Source organism: Emticicia aquatilis (assembly GCF_014644295.1).
In the GTDB taxonomy this organism is placed as follows: domain Bacteria; phylum Bacteroidota; class Bacteroidia; order Cytophagales; family Spirosomataceae; genus Emticicia; species Emticicia aquatilis.
Genome location: NZ_BMKK01000003.1, coordinates 442381 through 463648 on the forward strand (window position 1 = coordinate 442381; position 21268 = coordinate 463648).

Annotated in this window: 14 protein-coding genes; 3 read left to right on the forward strand and 11 right to left on the reverse strand. The window is 39.1% G+C overall.

Going from position 1 to position 21268, the window contains the following annotated elements; all coding sequences use genetic code 11:
- Nucleotides 1–100 precede the first annotated feature (100 nt).
- The 6 genes from IEX65_RS09260 to IEX65_RS09285 form a co-directional block, all read right to left on the reverse strand.
- Nucleotides 101–907 carry a 2-oxo acid dehydrogenase subunit E2 gene (locus tag IEX65_RS09260; protein WP_188765762.1) on the reverse strand — a complete coding sequence of 269 codons (807 nt, stop codon included), beginning with the start codon at nt 905–907 and terminating at the stop codon, nt 101–103.
- Nucleotides 904–1254 (reverse strand): hypothetical protein, encoded by a 351-nt coding sequence (locus IEX65_RS09265; protein ID WP_188765763.1) that lies wholly within the window; start codon nt 1252–1254, stop codon nt 904–906. The genes IEX65_RS09260 and IEX65_RS09265 overlap by 4 nt, the downstream gene beginning before the upstream one ends.
- 105 nt (nt 1255–1359) lie before the next feature.
- Nucleotides 1360–2541: an alpha/beta hydrolase family protein gene (locus IEX65_RS09270; protein WP_188765764.1), complete on the reverse strand. Its 1182-nt coding sequence runs from the start codon at nt 2539–2541 to the stop codon at nt 1360–1362.
- A gap of 24 nt (nt 2542–2565) precedes the next feature.
- Nucleotides 2566–3726, reverse strand: coding sequence for an alginate lyase family protein (locus tag IEX65_RS09275; protein ID WP_188765765.1), 1161 nt, complete (start codon nt 3724–3726; stop codon nt 2566–2568).
- Nucleotides 3727–3737: 11 nt separating this feature from the next.
- Nucleotides 3738–4091 (reverse strand): cupin domain-containing protein, encoded by a 354-nt coding sequence (locus tag IEX65_RS09280; RefSeq protein ID WP_188765766.1) that lies wholly within the window; start codon nt 4089–4091, stop codon nt 3738–3740.
- Between the two features lie 69 nt (nt 4092–4160).
- Nucleotides 4161–6056, reverse strand: coding sequence for a pectinesterase family protein (locus tag IEX65_RS09285; protein WP_188765767.1), 1896 nt, complete (start codon nt 6054–6056; stop codon nt 4161–4163).
- Nucleotides 6057–6216: 160 nt separating this feature from the next.
- Between IEX65_RS09285 and IEX65_RS09290 the strand changes: the two genes are divergently transcribed.
- The gene (locus IEX65_RS09290; protein WP_188765768.1) at nt 6217–9360 is read left to right on the forward strand and encodes a S41 family peptidase; all 3144 of its coding nucleotides are present in this window, start codon (nt 6217–6219) and stop codon (nt 9358–9360) included.
- Nucleotides 9361–9451: 91 nt separating this feature from the next.
- Here the strand turns inward: IEX65_RS09290 and IEX65_RS09295 are convergent, their stop codons facing one another.
- The 4 genes from IEX65_RS09295 to IEX65_RS09310 all read right to left on the reverse strand — a co-directional run bounded on the left by IEX65_RS09295 (nt 9452) and on the right by IEX65_RS09310 (nt 17044).
- Nucleotides 9452–13144, reverse strand: coding sequence for a PVC-type heme-binding CxxCH protein (locus tag IEX65_RS09295; protein WP_188765769.1), 3693 nt, complete (start codon nt 13142–13144; stop codon nt 9452–9454).
- Nucleotides 13145–13166: 22 nt separating this feature from the next.
- Nucleotides 13167–14951 carry a Helicase associated domain protein gene (locus IEX65_RS09300; RefSeq protein WP_188765770.1) on the reverse strand — a complete coding sequence of 595 codons (1785 nt, stop codon included), beginning with the start codon at nt 14949–14951 and terminating at the stop codon, nt 13167–13169.
- Between the two features lie 159 nt (nt 14952–15110).
- Nucleotides 15111–16226 (reverse strand): Gfo/Idh/MocA family protein, encoded by a 1116-nt coding sequence (locus tag IEX65_RS09305; protein ID WP_188765771.1) that lies wholly within the window; start codon nt 16224–16226, stop codon nt 15111–15113.
- 5 nt (nt 16227–16231) lie between these two features.
- The gene (locus tag IEX65_RS09310; protein ID WP_229250589.1) at nt 16232–17044 is read right to left on the reverse strand and encodes a sugar phosphate isomerase/epimerase family protein; all 813 of its coding nucleotides are present in this window, start codon (nt 17042–17044) and stop codon (nt 16232–16234) included.
- Between the two features lie 241 nt (nt 17045–17285).
- Here IEX65_RS09310 and IEX65_RS09315 point away from each other — a divergent pair, with 241 nt between their 5' ends.
- Together IEX65_RS09315 and IEX65_RS09320 are read left to right on the forward strand one after the other, a co-directional pair.
- Nucleotides 17286–18152, forward strand: coding sequence for an AraC family transcriptional regulator (locus IEX65_RS09315; RefSeq protein ID WP_188765773.1), 867 nt, complete (start codon nt 17286–17288; stop codon nt 18150–18152).
- Nucleotides 18153–18341: 189 nt separating this feature from the next.
- Nucleotides 18342–20228 carry a beta-N-acetylhexosaminidase gene (locus IEX65_RS09320; protein ID WP_188765774.1) on the forward strand — a complete coding sequence of 629 codons (1887 nt, stop codon included), beginning with the start codon at nt 18342–18344 and terminating at the stop codon, nt 20226–20228.
- A 60-nt stretch (nt 20229–20288) separates the two neighbouring features.
- On the opposite strand, the gene IEX65_RS09325 is transcribed toward IEX65_RS09320, so the two are convergent.
- Nucleotides 20289–21266 carry a formimidoylglutamase gene (locus IEX65_RS09325; RefSeq protein WP_188765775.1) on the reverse strand — a complete coding sequence of 326 codons (978 nt, stop codon included), beginning with the start codon at nt 21264–21266 and terminating at the stop codon, nt 20289–20291.
- Nucleotides 21267–21268 lie beyond the last annotated feature (2 nt).

Sequence of the window (21268 nt, forward strand, 5' to 3'; positions counted from 1 at the left end):
AAAAAATAAGATATTTCTCATAAATTATTACGCAAACGTTTGAAATAGTTATGCAAACGTTTGAAATTGGGGAGGGTGTGAGGAGAAATGAATTAAACCTTTAAGAAATAGGTAACTCCAACAACTCAGGATTATTAACAAATCGTTTCAGTAGTTTAAATAATTTGCCACCGTGCGAAGCATCGATGACCCGATGGTCGAGAGCCGCACCGAGCATCAGAATACTTCGAGGTACGATTTCGTCATTCACAACCCAAGGTTTTTTACTAACGCCTCCTAAAATCAAAACAAATGCAATATTAGCCGAAGGCATCAAGGCAGGATAGCCAATGTCCAGACCAATACTACCGATATTTGATAGAATAAACGAACCAAAGTTATTGGCCGAAAGCCCCAGCGGAGGAATAGAAATACCAAGTGTGGTAGTAATATATTTGATTGACTGATAAACCCACCCACGCAAGGGCCACGGAATAGCCGCCAGTTTTTCTTTCATTTGCATGGTGGCGTTTTCATCGCCATTGTAAGTTTTTTGGATTTCTTCTCGCAGTTTTACAGCCGACTCTGTAAGGGTCAGTTTATCAGCATTCAGCATTTTTACCGAACCCATTTCTCCGCTTTGCAAAAGAATACTTACGGTGGCATTGATTGCTTCTTGCGAATAAATATTCCCCCTCTTTACATAGGTATTTAGCTCTGGAATTTCTTTAATAGCACGAGCCGTAGCTACCAAAAAAAAGTGTGTAAGTGTGATTTTTACGCCAGATTTGCGTTTGTCGGCAATGTATTTTTCTAAATCAGTAATATCAATCTCGACCGAACCAAAGATTTTTGAGTCAACAGGTTTTTTGTATATCGTTGAGGCGGTCTTTCGCCAAGAAGTATTCAATGGGTTGTTTTCTTTCATTTGCTCGTTTTTAGTTTCTTTCTCAAATTCTCAAATGTCTGCAAATGAGCTTTTTTCAAAATTGACGCAAAATAAGCAATTAGTAAAGGATTTCCTTTTATTTCGACTCTTTCAGTTAAATCAAAATTAGTTCTTGAATCATTTTCAGGAAAAACAAAGTCAATATTTAGTAAAATCGCACCTTTGATGTGGCTGAAATATCGAACGTGTTTCTGTGCTTCAAGTTCGATTACTTCAACTTCATAAATAGGCTTCGTTTTCAAGAAACCTAATAAAAGTGCTTCTTCCTTTACCTCATAATTGGTACTATTTGGCTCGATTTTAGAGAGTTCTGTAACCTCTTTCATGTATGGATGAATTTCTCCAAACTTTTTGAAGTCAAGAATATAGTCATAGACGGCCTCAATTTTTCATCGAAAGAATGATTTAAAAGGATTGTTTTATTTGCCATTTTATTTCTTTTCTAAAAGAGCCATCACTTCTACATCGCCTATCACCGCATTACTTGGTCTGGGGTGTTTTTCATCGAAAACTTGTAGTTCGGTTTGGCTTAAAACCTTATTGGCACTTTCGTCTATTTTTCCATCTACCATTACTTTCTGAAGGTCGAGTTTTAAATATTTTGCCAAAAATGGGTAAGCCGCTTGGCGTTTTGAAGGGCCGTAATCGTGCTTTTCGTTGGCGAGATGCACATTCTCTACTTTATCTGTCGCCCCGAAAAACGAATAAACATTTTTGATGTACGGATACTCCATCGTAGGTGTGTTAACAGTCCAATCTCCGCCATCTGAAATCAAAAGCATAGGTTTGGGAGCAAAGGTAGCGGCAATTTCTACATTGGTTGTTTGGTGCGTTGGGCGTTTATGAATCGGCATTCCACTTTCACAAACACAACCACCGAAGAAATAGCCTGAAACCATCACAACGGGTACGGAAACTTTAATGCGGTCGTCGATAGCTGAAAGAATAAAAGTCTGTGTTCCTCCGCCCGACTCGCCTGTCATACCGATTCGATTTTTATCAATATTGGGCAAATCTATCAAGAAATCAAGAGCCGCTTTGCCATTAATTATTTGAAGTTTGAGAGCTTTTTCTATCTTGTGAATAGATTGTTTTGAATCGCCCATGCCAATCATATCATAAGCAAAGACAATTGCTCCCATGCGTGCGAGCGTGGCACAACGCTGCTGCGTGTAAGCCGCAAAACGTGGGTCTGGGCCATGCCCATGTGGACATAAAATTCCAGCAGTTTTTCCTTTGGGCGGCAAACCGTTAGATTCAGCTGGGCGATACAGATTTCCAGTTACATAAATACCTTCAATACTCTGAAACGATACATTTTCAACCGAATATCCATTCAAATCTTTTTTACTGTGAATAACGATATTTGTCGGTTTCTTGAATTCATAATTACTCAATTCTGCCCCATCTAAAATTCCCTGTCTGATTTCTTGAGCGTGTTTTTGCCAAGATTTTTTATCAGAATATCGCTTCGCAAAATCAGCGTGTAGGTTCCTTGCATCTTCCTCCGTAAAAAATTTGCCTTGACAAAGGTCTGGCTTTTCTGGGTTGTATTGAGCAAAACTCATTTGCCCAACGAGCAGCAGAGAAAGCATTAAAGATGATGTTTTCATATTTTTTATAAGGATGAATAATTTTTAAAGCCAAAGTATTGGATTTCGGATGGGTAAATTTCTGATTACTTCGTCATTTTTCGGGAAATGTTCGAGCCTTTTCCATGTCTCAAACCAATTTTTAGTGCCAAAGTGCTGATAACCAAATAATAAAAAAGGCTGTGCTACTGGCCATTCTTCCCAATACATCACATCTTTTGGGGAAGCCCAAAGATTTTTGTTTTCGATGAAAGGGTACAAAAACTCAATCGCCTTTTTCATCGTGCGGCCATCTTCCAGTCTAAAACTCCATAAATCATCTTTTGAGTCGGACAAGATTTGGCAAAGCGTAGCCATAGCGTCAAGGTTGAAAATCGAATATCCGTAAGGCTTGGTGCGTTTGAGTTCGAGCGGAAAACTACCATCTTTTTCGAGCTGATTGGGCAGTAAAACTGCCTTAAAACGATTTTTGCAATAGTCAATTAAGCTCTGATTTTCGGTTAGTTTCGCAAATGATGCCACTTGCATTACCCAGCAAGTGCCATGATTATTTTTGGCTTCTCGCTCATCAATGCCGTATTGGTGAGTTGTGAGCCATTCTAAGTATTGAGCAAACCAGTTTTTGATGGTGTTCAGATTGTTTTTATCTACACTCGCTGCCTTTTGCATTACTAAAATCCCTTGAGCGACCTCCATCAAATGAATCGTGTCGATGATTCCGATGCCTCTTCCCGTAGCCTTACCTTTGATGGCTTGAGCATAAAGCAACGAAGGATTCATCGCAGTATTTTTATCAACAAACCAAGCATTAATGTGCAAAAAAGCCTGTTTGACATATTTTTCATCTTTGGTAATCAGATACGCCGAAGCCAACGAACCAACGATTTGGCTAAACCGAATCATGGCCTTGCGGTGAGCCACAAAATTATCTGGATTAGTCTGTCCATCTCGCTGAATATAAGGCCCATTTGGGTCGTCGGGATTTTTCCACCAATAATCTCCCTCTGAATAAAAATCATGCAAGCCACCCGCCGAACGCTCGCATTGCTCGGTCGTAATCGTGACTGGTTGTTGGGTCATTGCCCAATTGGCTTGAGCAATGATGTCTTTCTGCAAAACTTCAATTACTTGACTGGAAACTCGCTTTTGACCAAATAATGTAATTGAAAAAAGGTGTAGCAAAATAAAGATATAAGTAGTTTTCATTTTGTTCCCCTTTAGGGGTTAGGGGTGTTTACAAAATCCTCACGCATCGGATTGAATACATCAATCAAAATACCATCTTCCAAACAAACTGCTCCGTGAAGTACATTTGAAGGAATAAAATAAACATCGCCTTCTTTCAGAACTTTGCTTTCGCCATCGACCGTAATTTCAAACGCCCCACTGGCTACATAGCTAATTTGTAAATGAGGGTGCTTGTGCGTAGTACCGATTCCGCCTTTTTCGAAAGCTACTTTTACGAGCATGATGTCTTCGTTGTAAGACATGATTTTACGTTTGATTTTTGGGTCAACCACTTCCCACGGAAGTTCGTCGTCGGTCACTAAGGTTTTGTTGAATTGTATCATGTTTCGTTACACAATTTTCTAAATTGTGCTTATATTTTGTTTGAGAAATTAACAATTCGGAGAATTGTACTACTTTAAGACTTTCTTTAAAAAGGTATCAATATACTCAACCGTAGGGTCAAACCATGGTGAGAGTAAACAAAATGAGTGCGGGGAATTTTCAAAAGTATGAACTTCTGAGTAAATGCCAAACGCATCTAATTTTTTGCGGTAGTCGTCACGGCCAGCGTGCATTCTGTCAACTGAGCTATTCAAGAAAAGGGTAGGAGGCGTGTTTTTGCCTGCGTGCGTCAGTGCCGAGGCTTCGTGCCAAAGTTCGGGGTTTTCTTCTTTGCTAAATCCAAACCAATAAGTAGCAGCCGAAGTACTTTTTCGGTCATCGCCCTCGCCTGATTCTGGGTGAATATAGGCCAAAATTCCATCAATATCTACGATGGCGTTTATTTTGCTCGAATGTTTCAAATCACCAATGTTTCCTTCAAATTTTGGTAAATTATTCGTATTTCCGAGGAGTGCTGAAAGCTGTCCTCCTGCCGAAAAACCTACGCTGGCAATTTTATTGGTATCTATTCCGTATTTCTTGGCATTGGCTCGAATCCATCTTACGGCTGCCTTCAAATCATGTACGCCAGCAGGGTAGAGGGCTTCGGTCGAAAGGCGATATTCGGCCGTGAAGGTTGCATAACCCAAAGCTGCCAAGCGTTGAGCCAATGGAATATGTTGCGAACGATTACCCGTACGCCAACCACCACCATGAATAATTAAAACCGCAGGACGAAGTTTTTTGGATTTAGTTTTTGGATAAAAAGCATCGAGTTGTAAATCTCTCGTACCTGTGTTGGCAAAAACGATGTTTCGTTCTTCAATTACATTTTCTGGCGTTTTTTCTGGTACTAAAGTGGCATTTGGGTGCGTTTTTAAACTATTTTTCAATGCACTATAATTACTATAAGAAGTATCTCGAACATTCGTGATGCCTTTCAAAGAAGGCGTTTTACTCCAAAAATCTTGGTATTGAGTCAGTAATTTTCCTGAGAAAATCTCCTCTTTTGTATATGTTAGAGCTTCTTTTTCACTCAGTTGGTGCGACCATTTTACTCTATTTTGTGTATTTGTACCTGCTCCTTTTGAGCCAAACTCGGCATAGAAAGTGCTTTTTTCGGTTTCTGGTCTGCCCCAGTTATTCCAGCCTTCGGGCAAAATATGACTGTCCATTTCGCAGTTGATGAAAACAGTTTTGGCAAAATCTCGCCACGGTCTGCCTAAATATACTTTGGTAGCCGCTTTATCGGTCGTTAGTTTACAATCTTTGAAAACGTAGCCATAAGCCACCCATTTTGGCGTAGAAGCGGCCGTAACATAACCATCGGTTTTGGAGTGAATATGACAGTTTTCAAACAAAGCCGTTGACGACCCGAAAATAAAATCGACTGTACCTTCGATGTAGCATTTCGAGAAATATTGTCTTGAGTTTTCGCCCGAAGCAAAGATTGTGTCTTGGTTTCCCAGAAATTTACAGTTTTCAAAAACACAGCGGTCGCCCTCTACGTGCAAGGCTACTGCTTGCCCGACTCTCCCTGCGGTATTTTCAATAGTGAGGTTCTTAAATTTAATATCATTTCCCAACACTTTTAAGGTGTACGAATCAAAGGTTTCCATTTTACCTTTTCCAGAAAAATCATCGTAGCTGATGATGGTACTATCGAGGCTTTCGCCCACAAAAGTGATGTTTGTAAGAGTGCTATAAACTTCGAGTTTTTCTTTGTAAATGCCTTTTTTGATTTTAATCGTAATTGGTTTGGGCAAATATACCCGCACGGCATTGATAGCATCTTGAATGTAGCGAAAATCTCCACTTCCATCTTTGGCTACTACCAAATCGTGCTGAACTTTGAGGGCTTGGGAATAGATTTTTGTACTGAAAAGTAATAAACAAATTAAGAAAATACTCGAAAATCGTTTCATTTTATGAGGTAGGCTGATAAAAAGGCTTAAATTACAAATATCGTAAACACCTCGAAATATGCCTTCATGTAGTGTGATTTTTATTATTCGTTTGATTCTACTTTTTCATAAAAATCTTTTTCCTTAACTTTCAAAATCAATCAACAAATTATCTCACCAAATGAAAAAAGCTATCTTACTTTTATTGGTATGGGTATCGTTTTCGCACAAGATTTCGGCTCAAACCAACGACCTCTATTTTGCTTCTTATCCGAGCATCAGTCCCGATGCTAAAACTGTGGTTTTCTGCTATGAAGGCGATATTTGGAAAGCAGATTTAGCTTCTAAAATAGCCACTCGACTAACGGCCATGACTGGTAACGAAACTCGCCCACGTATCTCACCCGATGGAAAATGGGTGGCGTTTTCGGGCGTGCAATACGGCAATAATGATGTATATGTGATGCCTTTGGAGGGCGGAAACATTCGTCAGCTAACTTACCACGATGCGGCCGATTTGGTAGAATCTTGGTCGTGGGATTCGCAAAGTATTTATCTTACATCAAGTGCTTACAATGGCGGAACAACCTACAAAATTGGATTAAACGGCGGAACCCCAACGAGGATTTTTAAGCATTTTTTTAATCGAGTTCATAATGTGGCCGAGCATCCGAGTTCGGGAGAATTGTTTTTCAATGATACTTGGGAAAGTGATAATCAAGCTTATCGAAAAGGTTACAAAGGGGAATTTAATCCTGACATTCAATCATATAACCTAAAAACCAAAGCTTATAAGCGTTATACCGAGTACAATGGTAAAGATTTCTGGGCGAGTATTGACCGTTCGGGTAAAATCTATTTCGTATCAGATGAAGCCAATGGCGAATACAATCTCTATACTTTTGAGGGCAACAAAAAAACGGCTTTAACTACCTTTAAAGAATCGGTCAAACGCCCGCAAGTGAGTGCTAATGGCGAGAAAGTAGTTTTCGAGAAAGATTATCAGCTGTTTTTGTATGATGTTTCGAACAAAAAAACGCAGGCTTTGCAGCTCACACTGAACAGAAACTTTACTTTGCCCAAAGCACAAGATTTTAATGTAAAAGGAAGTATCGTGGAATTTGATGTTGCTCCTGATGGCAAGAAAATGGCTTTTAGTTCACGTGGACAGCTATTTGTTTCTGACCTCGAAGGCAAGTTTTTGAAACAACTTAATACGAGAGCTGATGGTCGAGTTTTGGAAGTGAAATGGTTGGCCGATAGCAAAACTTTGGTTTTTAATCAGACCGTTAATGGTTATCAGAATTGGTTTTCGATTGTGGCCGATGGTAAAGGGGCAGAAAAACAATTGACCAATGATTTGAAAAATAATCGAGATTTGACACTTAACAAAGACCGAACTTTGGGGGTGTTTTTGAGCGGAAGAGATGAAATAAAAACGATTGATTTAAAGGCTTTTACCACAAAAACAATCGCCAAAGAAGAAATTTGGGGCTTTCAGAACTCGAAACCGTATATTTCGCCCAATGATGAATATGTAGTATTTATGGCCAAAAAGAACTTTGAAGGTGAGCTTTTTCTCCATAATTTAGTCAAAAATGAAACGATAAATTTGACGAATACAGGAATAACTGAAGAAACTCCTTATTGGTCGCCAGATGGAAAATATCTTTATTTTGCATCTAATCGCACTAAAGCCAGTTATCCATTTGGACTTGACAAAGAGCGAATTTATCGTTTGCCATTGAGCAAAATCGAAGCACCGTTTAAGTCGGATAAATTCAATGATTTATTCAAACCTGCCGAGAAAAAGGCTGATGATAAAGCAAAAGCAGACTCGACCAAAGCAAAGAAAATAGAGCCGATGGTAATTGATATGGAAGGTTTGATGGAGCGAATGGAGGCAGTTAGTCCAAGCAATGGAGCGGCCGATTCGCCGATTGTGTTTCAAAAAGATACCAAAACTTTTGTGATTTACCCATCCGACCACATAGATGGTAAAAATAATCTTTACAAGACAACCATTGAGCCGTTTACGCCTAATAAAACTGAAAAAATAGAGGGTGCAGATGCTTCAACTACCAATATTGTGCAAGCTGATGGCAAGTATTATGCGTTGATAAACGGCACGATTTGTAAGCTCAATTTAGATGGAAATAAAGTTGATAAAGTAGATGTAAGTTTTACGTTCCGAAAAGATTTTGCGAATGAATTTAAGCAAATGTTCTACGAAACTTGGGCCAATGTTGAGGAGAATTTCTATAACGAAACCTTCAATAACGTCAATTGGGTGGCTATCAAAAAGAAATACGAGGCATTTTTGCCATACATCAATACTCGTGCAGATTTCCGTACGATGCAAAACGATATGTTGGGCGAATTAAATGCGTCGCACACTGGATTTTCGAGTAATGGTGCCGAGGAAAGTATTTTCTACAAAACCACTACAATGGCCACGGGAATCATATTTGAAGAAGAAAATCCGTACAAAGTAAAATACATTGTGAGAAAGTCGGCAGCTGATAAAACAGGCAAAGGAATTTTGGCGGGAGATGTACTGACGAAAGTAAACGGAGAAAGTATTGATACGAAACAAAACCGTGATTTTTACTTCCAAAAACCTTCGATGGATGATGAAATTGAGCTCACATTTGCTCGAAAAGATAGTTCGTTTGCTGTCAAGATTCATCCACAAAGCTCGGGTGCTTTGGTGAGTAATTTATATGATGAATGGATTCAGTGGAATCAGAATTATATCGACCAAAAGAGTAAAAAACGAATCGCTTACGCTCACATGCGTAATATGGGAAATGAAGAATTGGAGAAATTTTTGATTGATATGACTTCGGAAGCCTATAATCGTGAAGGTTTGATTTTCGATTTACGCTATAATACAGGTGGAAACGTACATGATTTGGTGCTGAATTTCTTGGCTCAAAAACCTTATTTGAAATGGAAATACCGTGAAGGACAATTTACGATTCAACCCAATTTTGCTCCCGCTGCTAAACCTTTGGTTTTGCTAATCAACGAACAATCTTTAAGCGATGCCGAAATGACAGCTGTTGGTTTTAAACAACTCCAACTCGGCAAAATTATCGGTACTGAAACTTACCGTTGGATTATTTTTACTTCAGGAAAAGGCTTGGTTGATGGCTCGTTTTATCGTTTGCCTGCGTGGGGGTGTTATACGCTTGATGGGCAGAATATCGAACGTGAAGGTGTAAAACCAGATATTTACATAAAACAAACATTCAAAGACCGTCTCGAAGATAAAGACCCACAATTAGATAAAGCGATTGAGGAGATATTGAAAGGTTTGTAACATAGATGAAATTACCACGGAGGCACGGATTACATAGATTTACACAGAAAATCTGTGCTAATTCGTGTAACCCGTGCCTCCGTGGTAAAAATTACTTCACTACTTTCATAACACCATTCATGATACTCCAGTGCCCTGGGAAAGTACATACAAATGGATAATCACCAACTTGGGTTGGGGCAGTAAACTTCAAACGATAAGTTTCTCCTGCATTCACCAATGGCGTTGAAAATAATACTTGCGGAATAGCAGGAACGTAGTTTTTCTCAACTGCATCTTTCTGCGTAATCATTTTATTAGCAGCATTTCCGATGATTTCAAGACTTTTTGGCTTACCAATTACCAAATTGTGTTGCATGGCATCGGGGTTTTCGAGAACCAAAATGATGGTTTTGCCTGCTGGTACTGAAAACTCTTTTTTATCAAATTTCATTGCTTCTACCACAGTCTTGATGTTGATGACGATGGCATCTTTTTCTGCTTCGCTGGCCGAGTTTTTCAAGTTCCAAGCTTGCATCAACTTATTGATTCTTGTCAAATTATCATCGCTCAATTTACTGCTTAGACTCGCCATAAATTCTTGATTCGCAGCGTTTACTGTTCCTTTTTTACGAGGATTCCAGCCACTTGATAAACCTTTCAATAATGCGGCGTTTTCGGTACTTGGCAGTTTATCCCACAATTTCAAAAGAGCAACAATCGAATCTGGTGCTGAAACCGAAGCATAACTACGAGCCGCTCTTTCGAGTGCAAAGGTGCTGAGTTTTTGTGCTTGTTGGTAGGTTACTTTTTTTACGAAAGTATTATTTCTTTCGTTGCCTTCCGCAATTTTGTTTTCTTCATCAACCATCACTGTGAAAGTGTATTCACCTGCCAAATCGGTTGAGTAACCAAAATCTCCTGACCAAGGGCCGTTGGTGTTTTTGCTAATCGTTACGGTTTCGTTTGGTGCAATGCCCGAAGTATGCACTTTACTCCAAACCGTTGATTTTTGTCCTACGCCCGTAATATCAATTTTGAGAGAAGCAACTTGTCCTTTTTTCAATGAATCAGTTCCGTTATTTTTTACTTCTACAAAGTATCTCATGCCTTCACGCACAAACGGAGAAGTTGGTTCGGTACGCACATTTGTAATTACTAAATCTATTGAGTTCTGAGTTTTGAGTTCTGAGTTCTGAGTTGTTTCATTGCTTTTGTTCTCTACTGGCATTGAATGGTTCATTGCTGAATGGTCGTGCGACATTGCTGCTGGTTTAGGAGTTGAAGCAAGATTACGTAGATGTTTCTTCAAAAGTACCGATTTATGACTTGTTAAAGCAGTTGCAAACGCATCTGGAAGCCAGCGGTCATTGGCCTCCGTTGCTTGGTCGATGCGTGTTAAAATTGCTTTTTCGGCTGCTGCCGTTAATGGCATTTGGTTGAGTGCCAAAACACTATTTAAGATAACCAAAGGCTCTTTATCATTCAATAAATTGTTTTTCAAGATAACATCAACCGACTTTGCATTGGTTGGTAAAACCTGCACGGCATTCTTACGAACTGCCCAAGATTGATGTTTCAATGCCCCAACGGCCGCTTGTAATGCCGCTGGGTTTTTATCAATCGCACCTAAGCCTTTCAATGTCCAAAGGGCATGAATAGCTGCTGTATTTAATCCAAGTTCATCAACCGATGGGTCGTTTACGAGAGCAATCAAAGCAGGCACAACGTCGATGTTTCCACGCTCTACTAAAAGACGTTGAGCATGATTTCTCCAAAACATATTGTCGTTTTTGAGAGCTTTTAGCAAACCATCTTTGTCGTTTTTATTGAGTGTAATTGGCTGATAAGCAGGAGCATTTTTGTAACCAACTCGGTAAATACGTCCGTGTGTGAAATCTCTCAAATCTGTATCGTAAGCATTTCCTTTACCATTGCCAAAACCTTGTGGTGTTGGATTGTGCTGAATGATGTAGCTGTACCAATCGGCTACCCAAACGGCTCCATCGGGACCAACTTCGGCAAAAACTGGCGAAAACCACTCATCAGCACCCGCCATGAGGTTGAACGATTCTTTATCTTCATAGTTAGTTCCTTTTTTCACCATCATGTTTTGGTGTAAAATATGTCCTGTTGGCTCGGCAACAAACGCAATCTGATTCCAGTAATTTTTCGGGAAAGCACGAGCCGTGTAGAAATTATGTCCAGCAGCGGCCGTAAAACCACCAAAAACGTCAACCTGACGAACCTTTTCGGTGATAGGTTTCATGTCTTTGTGGGTATCTGTTCCACGACTTCCGTTATCGCCATTAAAACCTGGATTCAAGAAGTTTTGATGAGGAATGGCCATGTACCAACCATGTGAGTTGTTGGCCGTTGAGCCAAATACATCGCCCGCTTCGTTGAAGCCCATTCCCCAAGTATTGTTTGAAGTGCTGGTTGTCCATTCCATTTTAGAGCCATCTGGCTTGAAGCGGAAAAATGCTTGTCCAAACTTTAATGAATCGCCTTCGGCCAATTTTCCGTTGAAACCCGAATAACCTACGCAACCCCAAATCCAGTTATCGAAGCCGTAGTGCAAGTTCGATGGCCCTGCGTGTGTATCGCCAGTTCCGAAACCAGTGAATAAAACTTTCTTTTCGTCGGCTTTATCATCGCCGTCAGTATCTTTCAAAAACAACATGTGTGGGGCTTGCGAAACAATCAAACCGCCATTGGCAAAAACCATTCCTGTTGGAATACTCAAACCTTCGGCAAAACGAGTGAATTTATCGGCTTTACCATCTTTATTGGTATCTTCACAAATCAAAATATAGTCGCTACCGCCCGATTCTTTGCGTTCGTTCGGATAATCTTTTGTGATTAGTACATACAAACGCCCTTTTTCGTCCCAACTCATCGCAATCGGGTGCATTACGTTTGGTTCGGCAGCAAACAAACTCAAATCAAAATCAGCAGGTACTTGAATGTGCTTCATTGATTCTTCAGGCGTAAGAGCCAATTGTTGTAGTTGTTCACCTGGACGTTTTTCGTAGTTAGGTAATTTTGCTCCACGATATTCAAATGGCTTCGGATTCAATGCTACATGAGCTGCACGAGCTTCGTCGTTTACTGCCCAAAGAATACCATTTTCAAGCAATTTTTGGAAGTTTACATTGCTCCAAGTTCTATCATCGTGGCCGTAAGCCGTGTAGAAAACTCGACCTTTTCCATAGCTGCGAGTCCAAGTATAAGGCTCAGTTTTTGCATCGGGGCGGTCTTTTGTTTGGTCGGCTTTTATTTCACGAGTTTGTAAAACGTTGTTATCGGCTTGTAATTGGCTGTGCAAATAGGTTTCATCAAAGGCTTTTATTGTGCCTAAATCCTTCATAATGATATGATTTGGTTGCACAGTATTCACTTGAATCGTGTCCATACGATGTCTCCAGAACTGCCCACCAACCATTTTTACATATTCAGGCGAATTGCGGAAACAATAAGAAGCACAGTGAATCGGTAAAATACCTTTTCCCGAAGCTACGTAATCGAGCAAAGCCTTTTCGGCTGCGGGCGTGATGTCGTCCCAGTTAGCAAAAATCATCAAGGCATCGTACTTCGATAAGTTTTGGGCGTTAATATCCTCTAATTTATCGGTATAAGTAAAGTTGATGCCTCGGTTTCCCAAAGCCGCCATGATTGTCGGAACTCGCTCAATGGGTTTATGATGCCCATTATCACCGAGGAAAAGGATTTCGAGCCTTCGGCCTGTTTGGGCGTTGGCAAACTGGTAAAGGAAAAAGGTTAGGAGAACGAGGGCTTTTTTCATTTTTTATTATTTAGTTAATATGTTATTCATCGACATTTAAACCTAATTTTCTCATTTCATCAATGTATTCTTTAGGTAAATGTTCAATGTGTTTTTTAAATGGAGTTTGTTTATTTATTCTTCGATTAAGCCAATTATACATTATTTTATCATGGGTGGCTCTAACATTAAAAGTGCCATTTTGTTCTCTATATTTTAAAAATAGATTAATTCTGTCTGAAATTTGGCTATCAGTATTATGTACAGGTTTATCTAACATAACTCCTAAATCTATCAATTCAAGAATTTCACTATCACTAAAAAAAGAGTTCTTTCCTTTTTGCTCTTGACGATAATAGAACAGAATCTTGTAGAGTGCTTTTCTAAGTTTTGAATTATTGTTTTTTAATACCTCAATGTCAAAGTTGGGATTTTGAAATTTGGCATTTCTTAAAGTTTTGAGTACATATAATGTATCTTGATTCCCACCTTTCTGCTTTTCAAGTTTGCTCTCTAACTGAAAGCCAATAGATTGTAATTTTCGTAGATGTTCATCTGTTAATTGTTCAATTAGTGCTTTTTCTGTCTTTTTAGGGTAATAAAGATAATGTACCCAATTTCGTAAAGTTTTTTGTTCTTCGTGTGTTAGCCCAACTTCGGAGAAATCTTTATTCCTATGCAAATCAACTCTTATCGCCTCTTTTTTGCCAATTTTCTGGTAATGGTCGTACATTTTTTTCAAAAGCGAAAACTTTTCTTCAAATCTTACATCAAAACTTTTATCTCTTCTTTCTTCTCTTTCGCCCCAATCGAAACCTATTGAATCCAGCAGTTTTTTTCTTTCATCCAATATAGTTTTGTCAAGTTTATTATTGTACTGTACGTATGCCCAAGCTCCCAGTTTTACCTTCCCAAAACCTGTATCGAATAACTCTCTTACTTTTATATTTGTATGGCCGTGTAATGACTTGTATTTTGACATTTGTTCAAACATGAAAAACCATCTTTGCTCTCTGTCTTGAATAAATTCTTCTAATTTTAATAGACCTTCTTCTTCCTCTATATCTTCGTTACTTAATGACTTAAATTTTTGGATTTTAATTCTTGCTTTATTTAGGGCTTTTAAATATGAATTTTGCCAATTAGCCACCTCAATTGCAGATGGTAAATCAATCACTTTTCTTGTTGGGAAAAGGTTTGCCAATTTGGCTGAAGGGTTTTGAATTGCTTGTTTTCTCTGACTTTCATATTTAATCATCTTATCAAGAATTCTATCATCTTCTGTACCTATGATTTTTCTTTCAAGCAACCCTTCAATTAATTCTTTAGAAAGCTTCTTTATGTTTGAATCTGTTCCGTCTAAGAGATTGGCAAAGTAATCTTTGATTTCTTGAATAAAAATTTGTCCGTCTTTATCATTCGATGATGTTTCTACTAAAATAGACGATTCTACATTTTGAAATAATCCTCCTTTTGTCAAATTGGAAGAGCCAATAATTACTTTGGACGTATTTTTTCCTTCAAAAAGATATATTTTAGGATGGAAAATTTGATTTTCCGATGGATTATAAAAAACATAGCTATCTACGTTCATATTTAAAATCATATTCAGTGCTTCAACAGATGTTACTTGTTGGTCAATTCCAACTATGATTTTTATATTTTTATTGACAGCTTCTTTAATGTATGCAACACCTGTTTTTGAAGCAAATGCTGAAATTAAATACATAGAATGATACTCATTGCTTGAGGCAAAAGTTGTCAAATAATAGCCTACATTATTTTCATTTTCTCCTCCTAAACCTTGTCCTAAAAAGCTAATTTTCATAAAAAATATTTCATTAGATATTCATATGGACATTATTTTATGGCAAATTTTTGGTGTTATTCATAATTTTAAAAATTCCCTCGGTAGAGACAGGGCATTGCCCTGTCTCTACATTGCGACGAAATATTCTTATCCCCCTTTAGGGGTTAGGGGTATTTCTCAAAACTCAGGCAAATAAATAATCTCGCCACCTTTCATGGCCGACTCGTGTGCCAAAATTCCAACCGATGTCCAGTTGGCCGATTGTACGGCATTCGGGAATGGGTCACGGTCTTCGATGAGTGCCGAAATAAACTCATGAGCCAAATGCGGGTGCGAGCCACCGTGTCCGCCACCTTGGGCAAAACTTAGGTGCGTATTGTCGTCGTGGTCATAGACACCTTTTCCTGTAAAAGATTGAATCTCCTGCGGAAGCAAGTGTGCATAATCAGGCGTTTCAACTTTTTCTGGAATTTCTGGCTCTGGCTTTTTGGCAGTGTGAATAACGTTTGGTTCGTTTTCAATCAAAGCCCACTCGAAAGATTTTTTCGAGCCGTAAACCTCGAAACTCTCACGGTATTGACGTGCTACATCGAACAACGAACGATAAACGTAAGCACTCAAATCGCTATTTTTGAATTTTATGTGTGCGGATTCAACAGCAAATGGTGAATTATGTATTTTTATCAAATCTTCCGAAATTGTTCCTGAACCAAAACACGAAACGTATTCGGCTTCTAATCTCAATAAACCCGCCACAGGCCCAACGCAGTGCGTAGCGTAGTGCATTGGCGGTAAACCTGGCCAATAGTCAGGCCAGCCTTCCATGTCTTGTTGGTGCGATGCTTTCAAGAATTGTACTTTTCCGAGTTCACCTTTTTCGTATAATTCTTTCACAAACAAGAACTCACGGGCATAAACCACAGTTTCCATCATCATATACTTTTTGCCAGTTTCTCGGCAAGCATTTACTATGGCTTTGCAATCTTCCACCGAAGTTGCCATCGGAACTGTACAAGCAACGTGCTTTCCTGCATAAAGAGCTTTCAAAGTTTGTTCGGCGTGGTTCGGAATTGGCGAATTGATATGTACCGCATCAATATTTGGGTCTTTCAATAACTCGTCATAATCTGAATAGCGAACATCAACCCCAAAAGTATCTCCGATTGCGTTGAGTTTTTCAACGTTTCTTTGGCAAATAGCGTACATATTTGCGTTTGGGTGACGTTGATAAATTGGAATAAATTCTGCTCCGAAGCCAAGTCCAATGATGGCTATGTTAATTTGTTTTGACATATTATTTATAGGTGAGATTTTAAAAACGATAGACTATCTTTCATTAATTGTTCTTCTGAATCAAACATTTTTCGCCAAATATTGGCCGCTGGAAGTTTCATGCTGAATGCTTCGATGCTTAGCATTCCATCATAATTGATTGATTTTAAGGCGGCTAAAATTTCGGTAAAATCAATTCGCCCTTTGCCAAGCGTACTACGGTCGTTTTCCGAAAGCTGCACATGAACGATGTGTTTGGCCAATTTCTTGATGGCTTCGGTCATTGATTTTTCTTCGATATTGGCATGGAAAGTATCAAACATTATCTTGCAAGCAGGGTGATTGATGTCTTCGACCAAAGCCAAAAGTTCGTCCGACGACGAAACTAAATAACTTTCAAAGCGATTCAAATATTCAAGTCCGAGCGTGATACCCATGCTGTCGGCGTATTCGGCTAAATCCCAAAGATTTTCTTTTGCCCAAAGCAATTCTTCTTTGGTTGGTGGCACGCCCGTAAAAACGCCCAAAGCTGAGTGAAAAGGCCCCGTGAGTAAATCCGAACCCAAAATCATGGCACAATCAATGGCACGTTTGTTTCGTTCCAAAGTTGCTTTACGCATCTCTGCATCAGCACTGATTTGATTGAAATCTGGTCCGTTTATCGTTACAGCGATGCGTTTCAGTTCTAATTCGTCTAATTTTGCTCGCCAAGAATACCATTTTTCTGGATTTACATCGAAGATTGGAATCTCCACACCATCAAATCCAATTTCCTTAATTTGTTCTAAAACTGGAAAAAGGTCTTCGTTAATTTCTGTTCCCCATAAAAGGAGATTCATTCCGTAGGTCATGTCCCCAGCCCCTAAAGGGGAGTTTATAATTAAAAATAATAGTACAAATTTATCGTAATAAAATTATATAAAATGTGCGTTGATTAACTTATTTTGACTGTATTTTGATATTTAATAATATTTATTTCAATATTTATGCAAAAAAAGTGTTTATAAAAGAAAGCCTTTATTCATAAAGTAATCAGAGAAGTAGAAGCTCCCCTTTAGGGGCGGGGGGGCGATTGGGGCTATGAAGTTATTAAAAAAAACACTCGGAAGTCAGGTTTATTCATTTGAAGTGCAAGAATTGCGTCAATCTCATTTTGATTCGAGTTGGCACTTCCATCCTCATTACCAACTGTTTACCGTTTTTGAAGGAAGTGGTACTCGCTTCATCGGTGATGATATTCAGCATTTTGAAGCGGGCGATACTGTTTTTTTAGGGCCAAACGTCCCACATCTTTGGAGGAATGATAAAGCCTATTTTGAGCAAAATTCGGGTTTAGAAACGCACGGAATTGTGGTCTATTTTACGGAAGATTTTCTGGGGAATAATTTCTTTGAAAAATCAGAAATGCACCGCCTCAAGCAACTTTTGCAAAATGGTCAACGTGGAATGGACATCGTAGGTAAAATGCGTGATAAAATCAGAGAAGGTTTAGTTGAACTGAACAAACTTGAAGGCTTTGAGAGAGTTTTGAAACTGCTTTCGATGCTACATGAACTTTCTCAGTCAGTTGATTATGAGTTTATTACGAGTTTAGGTTATGTAAATATGCACAAGATTTCAGAAACCGAGCGAATGCAAAAAGTGCACGATTACGTAATGAAACATTTCAAAGAAGAAGTACGATTGAGCGAACTGGCTTCGCTGGTGAATATGAGTGATGCGGCTTTTTGTCGGTATTTTAAGAGCCGAACCAATAAATCTTTCTTCGATTTTATTGCCGAAATTCGTATCGGTCATGCCTGTAAACTGCTGCATGAAGGCACGCTCAATGTTACGCAAATTGCCTACGAAAGTGGTTATAACACTATCTCAAATTTCAATCGGCAGTTTAAGGCAATCGTTGGAAAATCGCCATTAGTTTATCAGAAAGAGTATAGGAGGGATTGAAAGCTTTGGATTAACCAGTAACGAGTTTAATTCAAAACGAAAATCAAGTATTCTAAAATATTTTTTTAATATTAATTTATTGAAAAATAATTTTTTAAAAAGACTTGAAAAGAAGGCCTTACTACCTTAATATTGTAGTATAATTCAACCCCAACCATTTTCAATTCAACAAAACTCTTCTTTCGTTCTATGAAAAAAGTTCTTTTTTCGGTGCTTAGTTTTGCCTTTCTCAATCTAAATGCCCAAAATACTCCCTTAAATCTTATTCCGCAGCCCGTTGAGGTATTGCAAAGTGCAGGAAGTTTTGCTCTCACTGCCAAAACAACTATCAGCTACAACAAGGCCGATGTAAGCGGTGTGGCTGAAATGTTGGTGCAGAAATTGAGCGTGCCTACGGGCTTAGCTTTAAAAGCCCAAGAAGGAAAAACGGGCTTGATTCAACTCAATTTGAATGATACTCCGAATGCCCAACTTGGCAAAGAAGGCTATACTTTTGAATCAACTCCGAAGGGCGTCGTTATTTCGGCCAATCAAACTGCGGGTTTGTTTTACGGAATGCAGACTTTGCTACAACTTTTACCAAAAGAGATTGAAAGTAAGGTAGTTACGAAAGCTACGTGGGCGGTTCCTGCCGCAAAAATCACTGATTATCCACGTTTTGGCTGGAGAGGAATCATGCTTGATGTAAGCCGTAATTTCTTCACAAAAGCCGAAGTGAAAAAATACATTGATGATATTGCTCGCTTAAAATATAATACTTTTCACTGGCACTTAACCGATGATGAAGGTTGGAGAATCGAGATAAAATCTTTGCCGAAATTAACCGAAGTAGGAGCGTGGCGTGTGCCTCGTGCTGGTCATTTTGGCGACCGTGAGCCAGCGAAAGTAGGCGAAAAAGCTACGGTTGGAGGTTTTTATACCCAAGAGGACATTAAGGAAGTAGTAAAGTATGCCCAAGAACGCAACGTAACGATTGTACCCGAAATTGATGTGCCAGGCCACAGCATGGCGGCAATAGCAGCGTACCCAGAATTAAGTACAACTAAGAACCCAAATACATTCGTAAATCCAGGGGCAAATATCGCAGATTGGTACGGAAACGGAACTTTCAAGATGCGTTATGAGAATGCCTTGAATCCTTCGGACGAAAAAGTGTATGAGTTTTTGGATAAAGTAATGACCGAAGTGGCAGCACTTTTCCCGAATCAATACATCCACGTCGGTGGTGACGAATGTTACAAAGGTTTTTGGGCAGCCGATGCTGGTTGTCAGACTTTGATGAAAAAATTGGGTATTCGCCACGTTGAAGATTTGCAAGGATATTTTATGAATCGTTTGGAGAAAATTTTGGCAGCAAAAGGGAAAAAACTCATCGGTTGGGACGAGATTTTAGAAGGTGGAATTTCGCCAAATGCAACCGTAATGAGTTGGAGAGGAGTGAAGGGCGGAATCGAAGCGGCACATCTCGGACACGAGGTTGTAATGACACCAACGACTTATGCTTACATTGATTATAACCAAGGCGAAAACACCATTGACCCTCCGATTTATGCAGGTTTACGTGTGAGTAAATCGTACAGCTTTGAGCCAGTGCCTGACGGAGTTGATGCAAAATATATTTTGGGTGGACAAGGGAATCTCTGGAGTGAACAAACACCAACTTTACGCCACGCCGAATACATGACTTACCCACGTGCGTGGGCGTTATCGGAAGTGTATTGGTCGCAAAAATCGGCTAAAAATTGGGATAATTTCAGCAAACGCATGGAAGCTCATTTCGACCGTGCCGAGGTTGCCGAATTAGGTTTCTCGAAAGCCGTTTACGATGCGATTATCACACCAAGCATGAAAAATGGTAAATTAATGCTCGAATTGGGTAGCGAAATTTCGGATTTAGATATTTTCTATTCGATTGACGATTCGATGCCCGATAAATATTCTTCAAAATATTCAACTCCAATCGAACTGCCCGATGGCCCAATTACGCTTCGTGTGATTACTTACCGTGCAGGAAAACCAATCGGTCATTTGATTACTTTGAAACGTGCTGAGTTGGAGCGTAGAGCTGGGAAGTAAATTATCTTATTACCACGGAGGCACGGATTACACAGATTAACACAGAGAACATGCTCCATGCTAATCTGTGTAATCCGTGCCTTTGTGGTTGAAGGCCTTCATAAAATCGCTTACCAAATAACTAATTAATTTTCCTGTTAAAGTAGAAGCCTGACCAGTAGCTAATTGCGTTGCACCTTCACAAATATGTAAATAAGCAATATCAGTTAAAGTAGCGGTTTGATAAATATATTGTCGGGTTTGTGTGGGTGAGATTCCGCAGGGAGTCATGGCACTTGAAAGTACATTTTCTACACAATCAAGGTCGAGTTCTATGCCCGTTGGGGTGTTTTTTGTAAAATCAACTGCTTGCAGAATTGCTTCTTTGAAAGTCATTTTTTCTCTCAAAAAAATATCCTCCCAAAACGAAAACTGAATTGCAGGATTCTGCGAAATTTCATTAATAATTGCTTGTGAATTATAATTTTCGTGCAACCCGATAATGGCATATTTTTGCAAAAATTCCTCTACAAAAGCATACCGAAAACCATTGCCACTATGTCGGCCTTCTTGTATCCTAAAATCAGAATGAGCGTCTAAATTGATGGCGTTGATGGCTCGTTTTTTTGCCATACTCACACCCTTAATTATCGGATAAGCATTGTTGTGTCCACCGCCAATTATGATTAGTGTTTTACCCAAATTTACTATCTCAGAAATTGCCTTAACTACTTCATTATCAATTATTTCAACGCTTTTTGAATTGACTTTTAAATCATCAAAAGAAAGACAGCCATAAATGCCGATTTCAGTACCCGAAAGCATTTTTGTACTTTGAATATTCAGAAAGGCATTCAAGAAACTTTCCCAAGCTGTATGCGTGCCACCAATTCCTCGATTTACTTGTACGCCAATATCTTCGGCAATGCCGAGAAGCACAAACTTTACTTCGTCGGCTTGCCAATTGAGGTTGATTTTTTCGCCCAATTTTGTTTCACCCATTCGGGTTTTAATGATTGAGTTTAAATCGTTTTGTTGATATGTTTTTAGGTTTGGCATAA

Excerpts from the sequence above, each read along its gene's own strand:
- IEX65_RS09260 (WP_188765762.1), bottom strand. The coding sequence starts at position 907 with ATGAAAGAAAACAACCCATTGAATACTTCTTGGCGAAAGACCGCCTCA.
- IEX65_RS09265 (WP_188765763.1), bottom strand. The coding sequence starts at position 1,254 with ATGAAAGAGGTTACAGAACTCTCTAAAATCGAGCCAAATAGTACCAAT.
- IEX65_RS09270 (WP_188765764.1), bottom strand. The coding sequence starts at position 2,541 with ATGAAAACATCATCTTTAATGCTTTCTCTGCTGCTCGTTGGGCAAATG.
- IEX65_RS09275 (WP_188765765.1), bottom strand. The coding sequence starts at position 3,726 with ATGAAAACTACTTATATCTTTATTTTGCTACACCTTTTTTCAATTACA.
- IEX65_RS09280 (WP_188765766.1), bottom strand. The coding sequence starts at position 4,091 with ATGATACAATTCAACAAAACCTTAGTGACCGACGACGAACTTCCGTGG.
- IEX65_RS09285 (WP_188765767.1), bottom strand. The coding sequence starts at position 6,056 with ATGAAACGATTTTCGAGTATTTTCTTAATTTGTTTATTACTTTTCAGT.
- IEX65_RS09290 (WP_188765768.1), top strand. The coding sequence starts at position 6,217 with ATGAAAAAAGCTATCTTACTTTTATTGGTATGGGTATCGTTTTCGCAC.
- IEX65_RS09295 (WP_188765769.1), bottom strand. The coding sequence starts at position 13,144 with ATGAAAAAAGCCCTCGTTCTCCTAACCTTTTTCCTTTACCAGTTTGCC.
- IEX65_RS09300 (WP_188765770.1), bottom strand. The coding sequence starts at position 14,951 with ATGAAAATTAGCTTTTTAGGACAAGGTTTAGGAGGAGAAAATGAAAAT.
- IEX65_RS09305 (WP_188765771.1), bottom strand. The coding sequence starts at position 16,226 with ATGTCAAAACAAATTAACATAGCCATCATTGGACTTGGCTTCGGAGCA.
- IEX65_RS09310 (WP_229250589.1), bottom strand. The coding sequence starts at position 17,044 with ATGAATCTCCTTTTATGGGGAACAGAAATTAACGAAGACCTTTTTCCA.
- IEX65_RS09315 (WP_188765773.1), top strand. The coding sequence starts at position 17,286 with ATGAAGTTATTAAAAAAAACACTCGGAAGTCAGGTTTATTCATTTGAA.
- IEX65_RS09320 (WP_188765774.1), top strand. The coding sequence starts at position 18,342 with ATGAAAAAAGTTCTTTTTTCGGTGCTTAGTTTTGCCTTTCTCAATCTA.
- IEX65_RS09325 (WP_188765775.1), bottom strand. The coding sequence starts at position 21,266 with ATGCCAAACCTAAAAACATATCAACAAAACGATTTAAACTCAATCATT.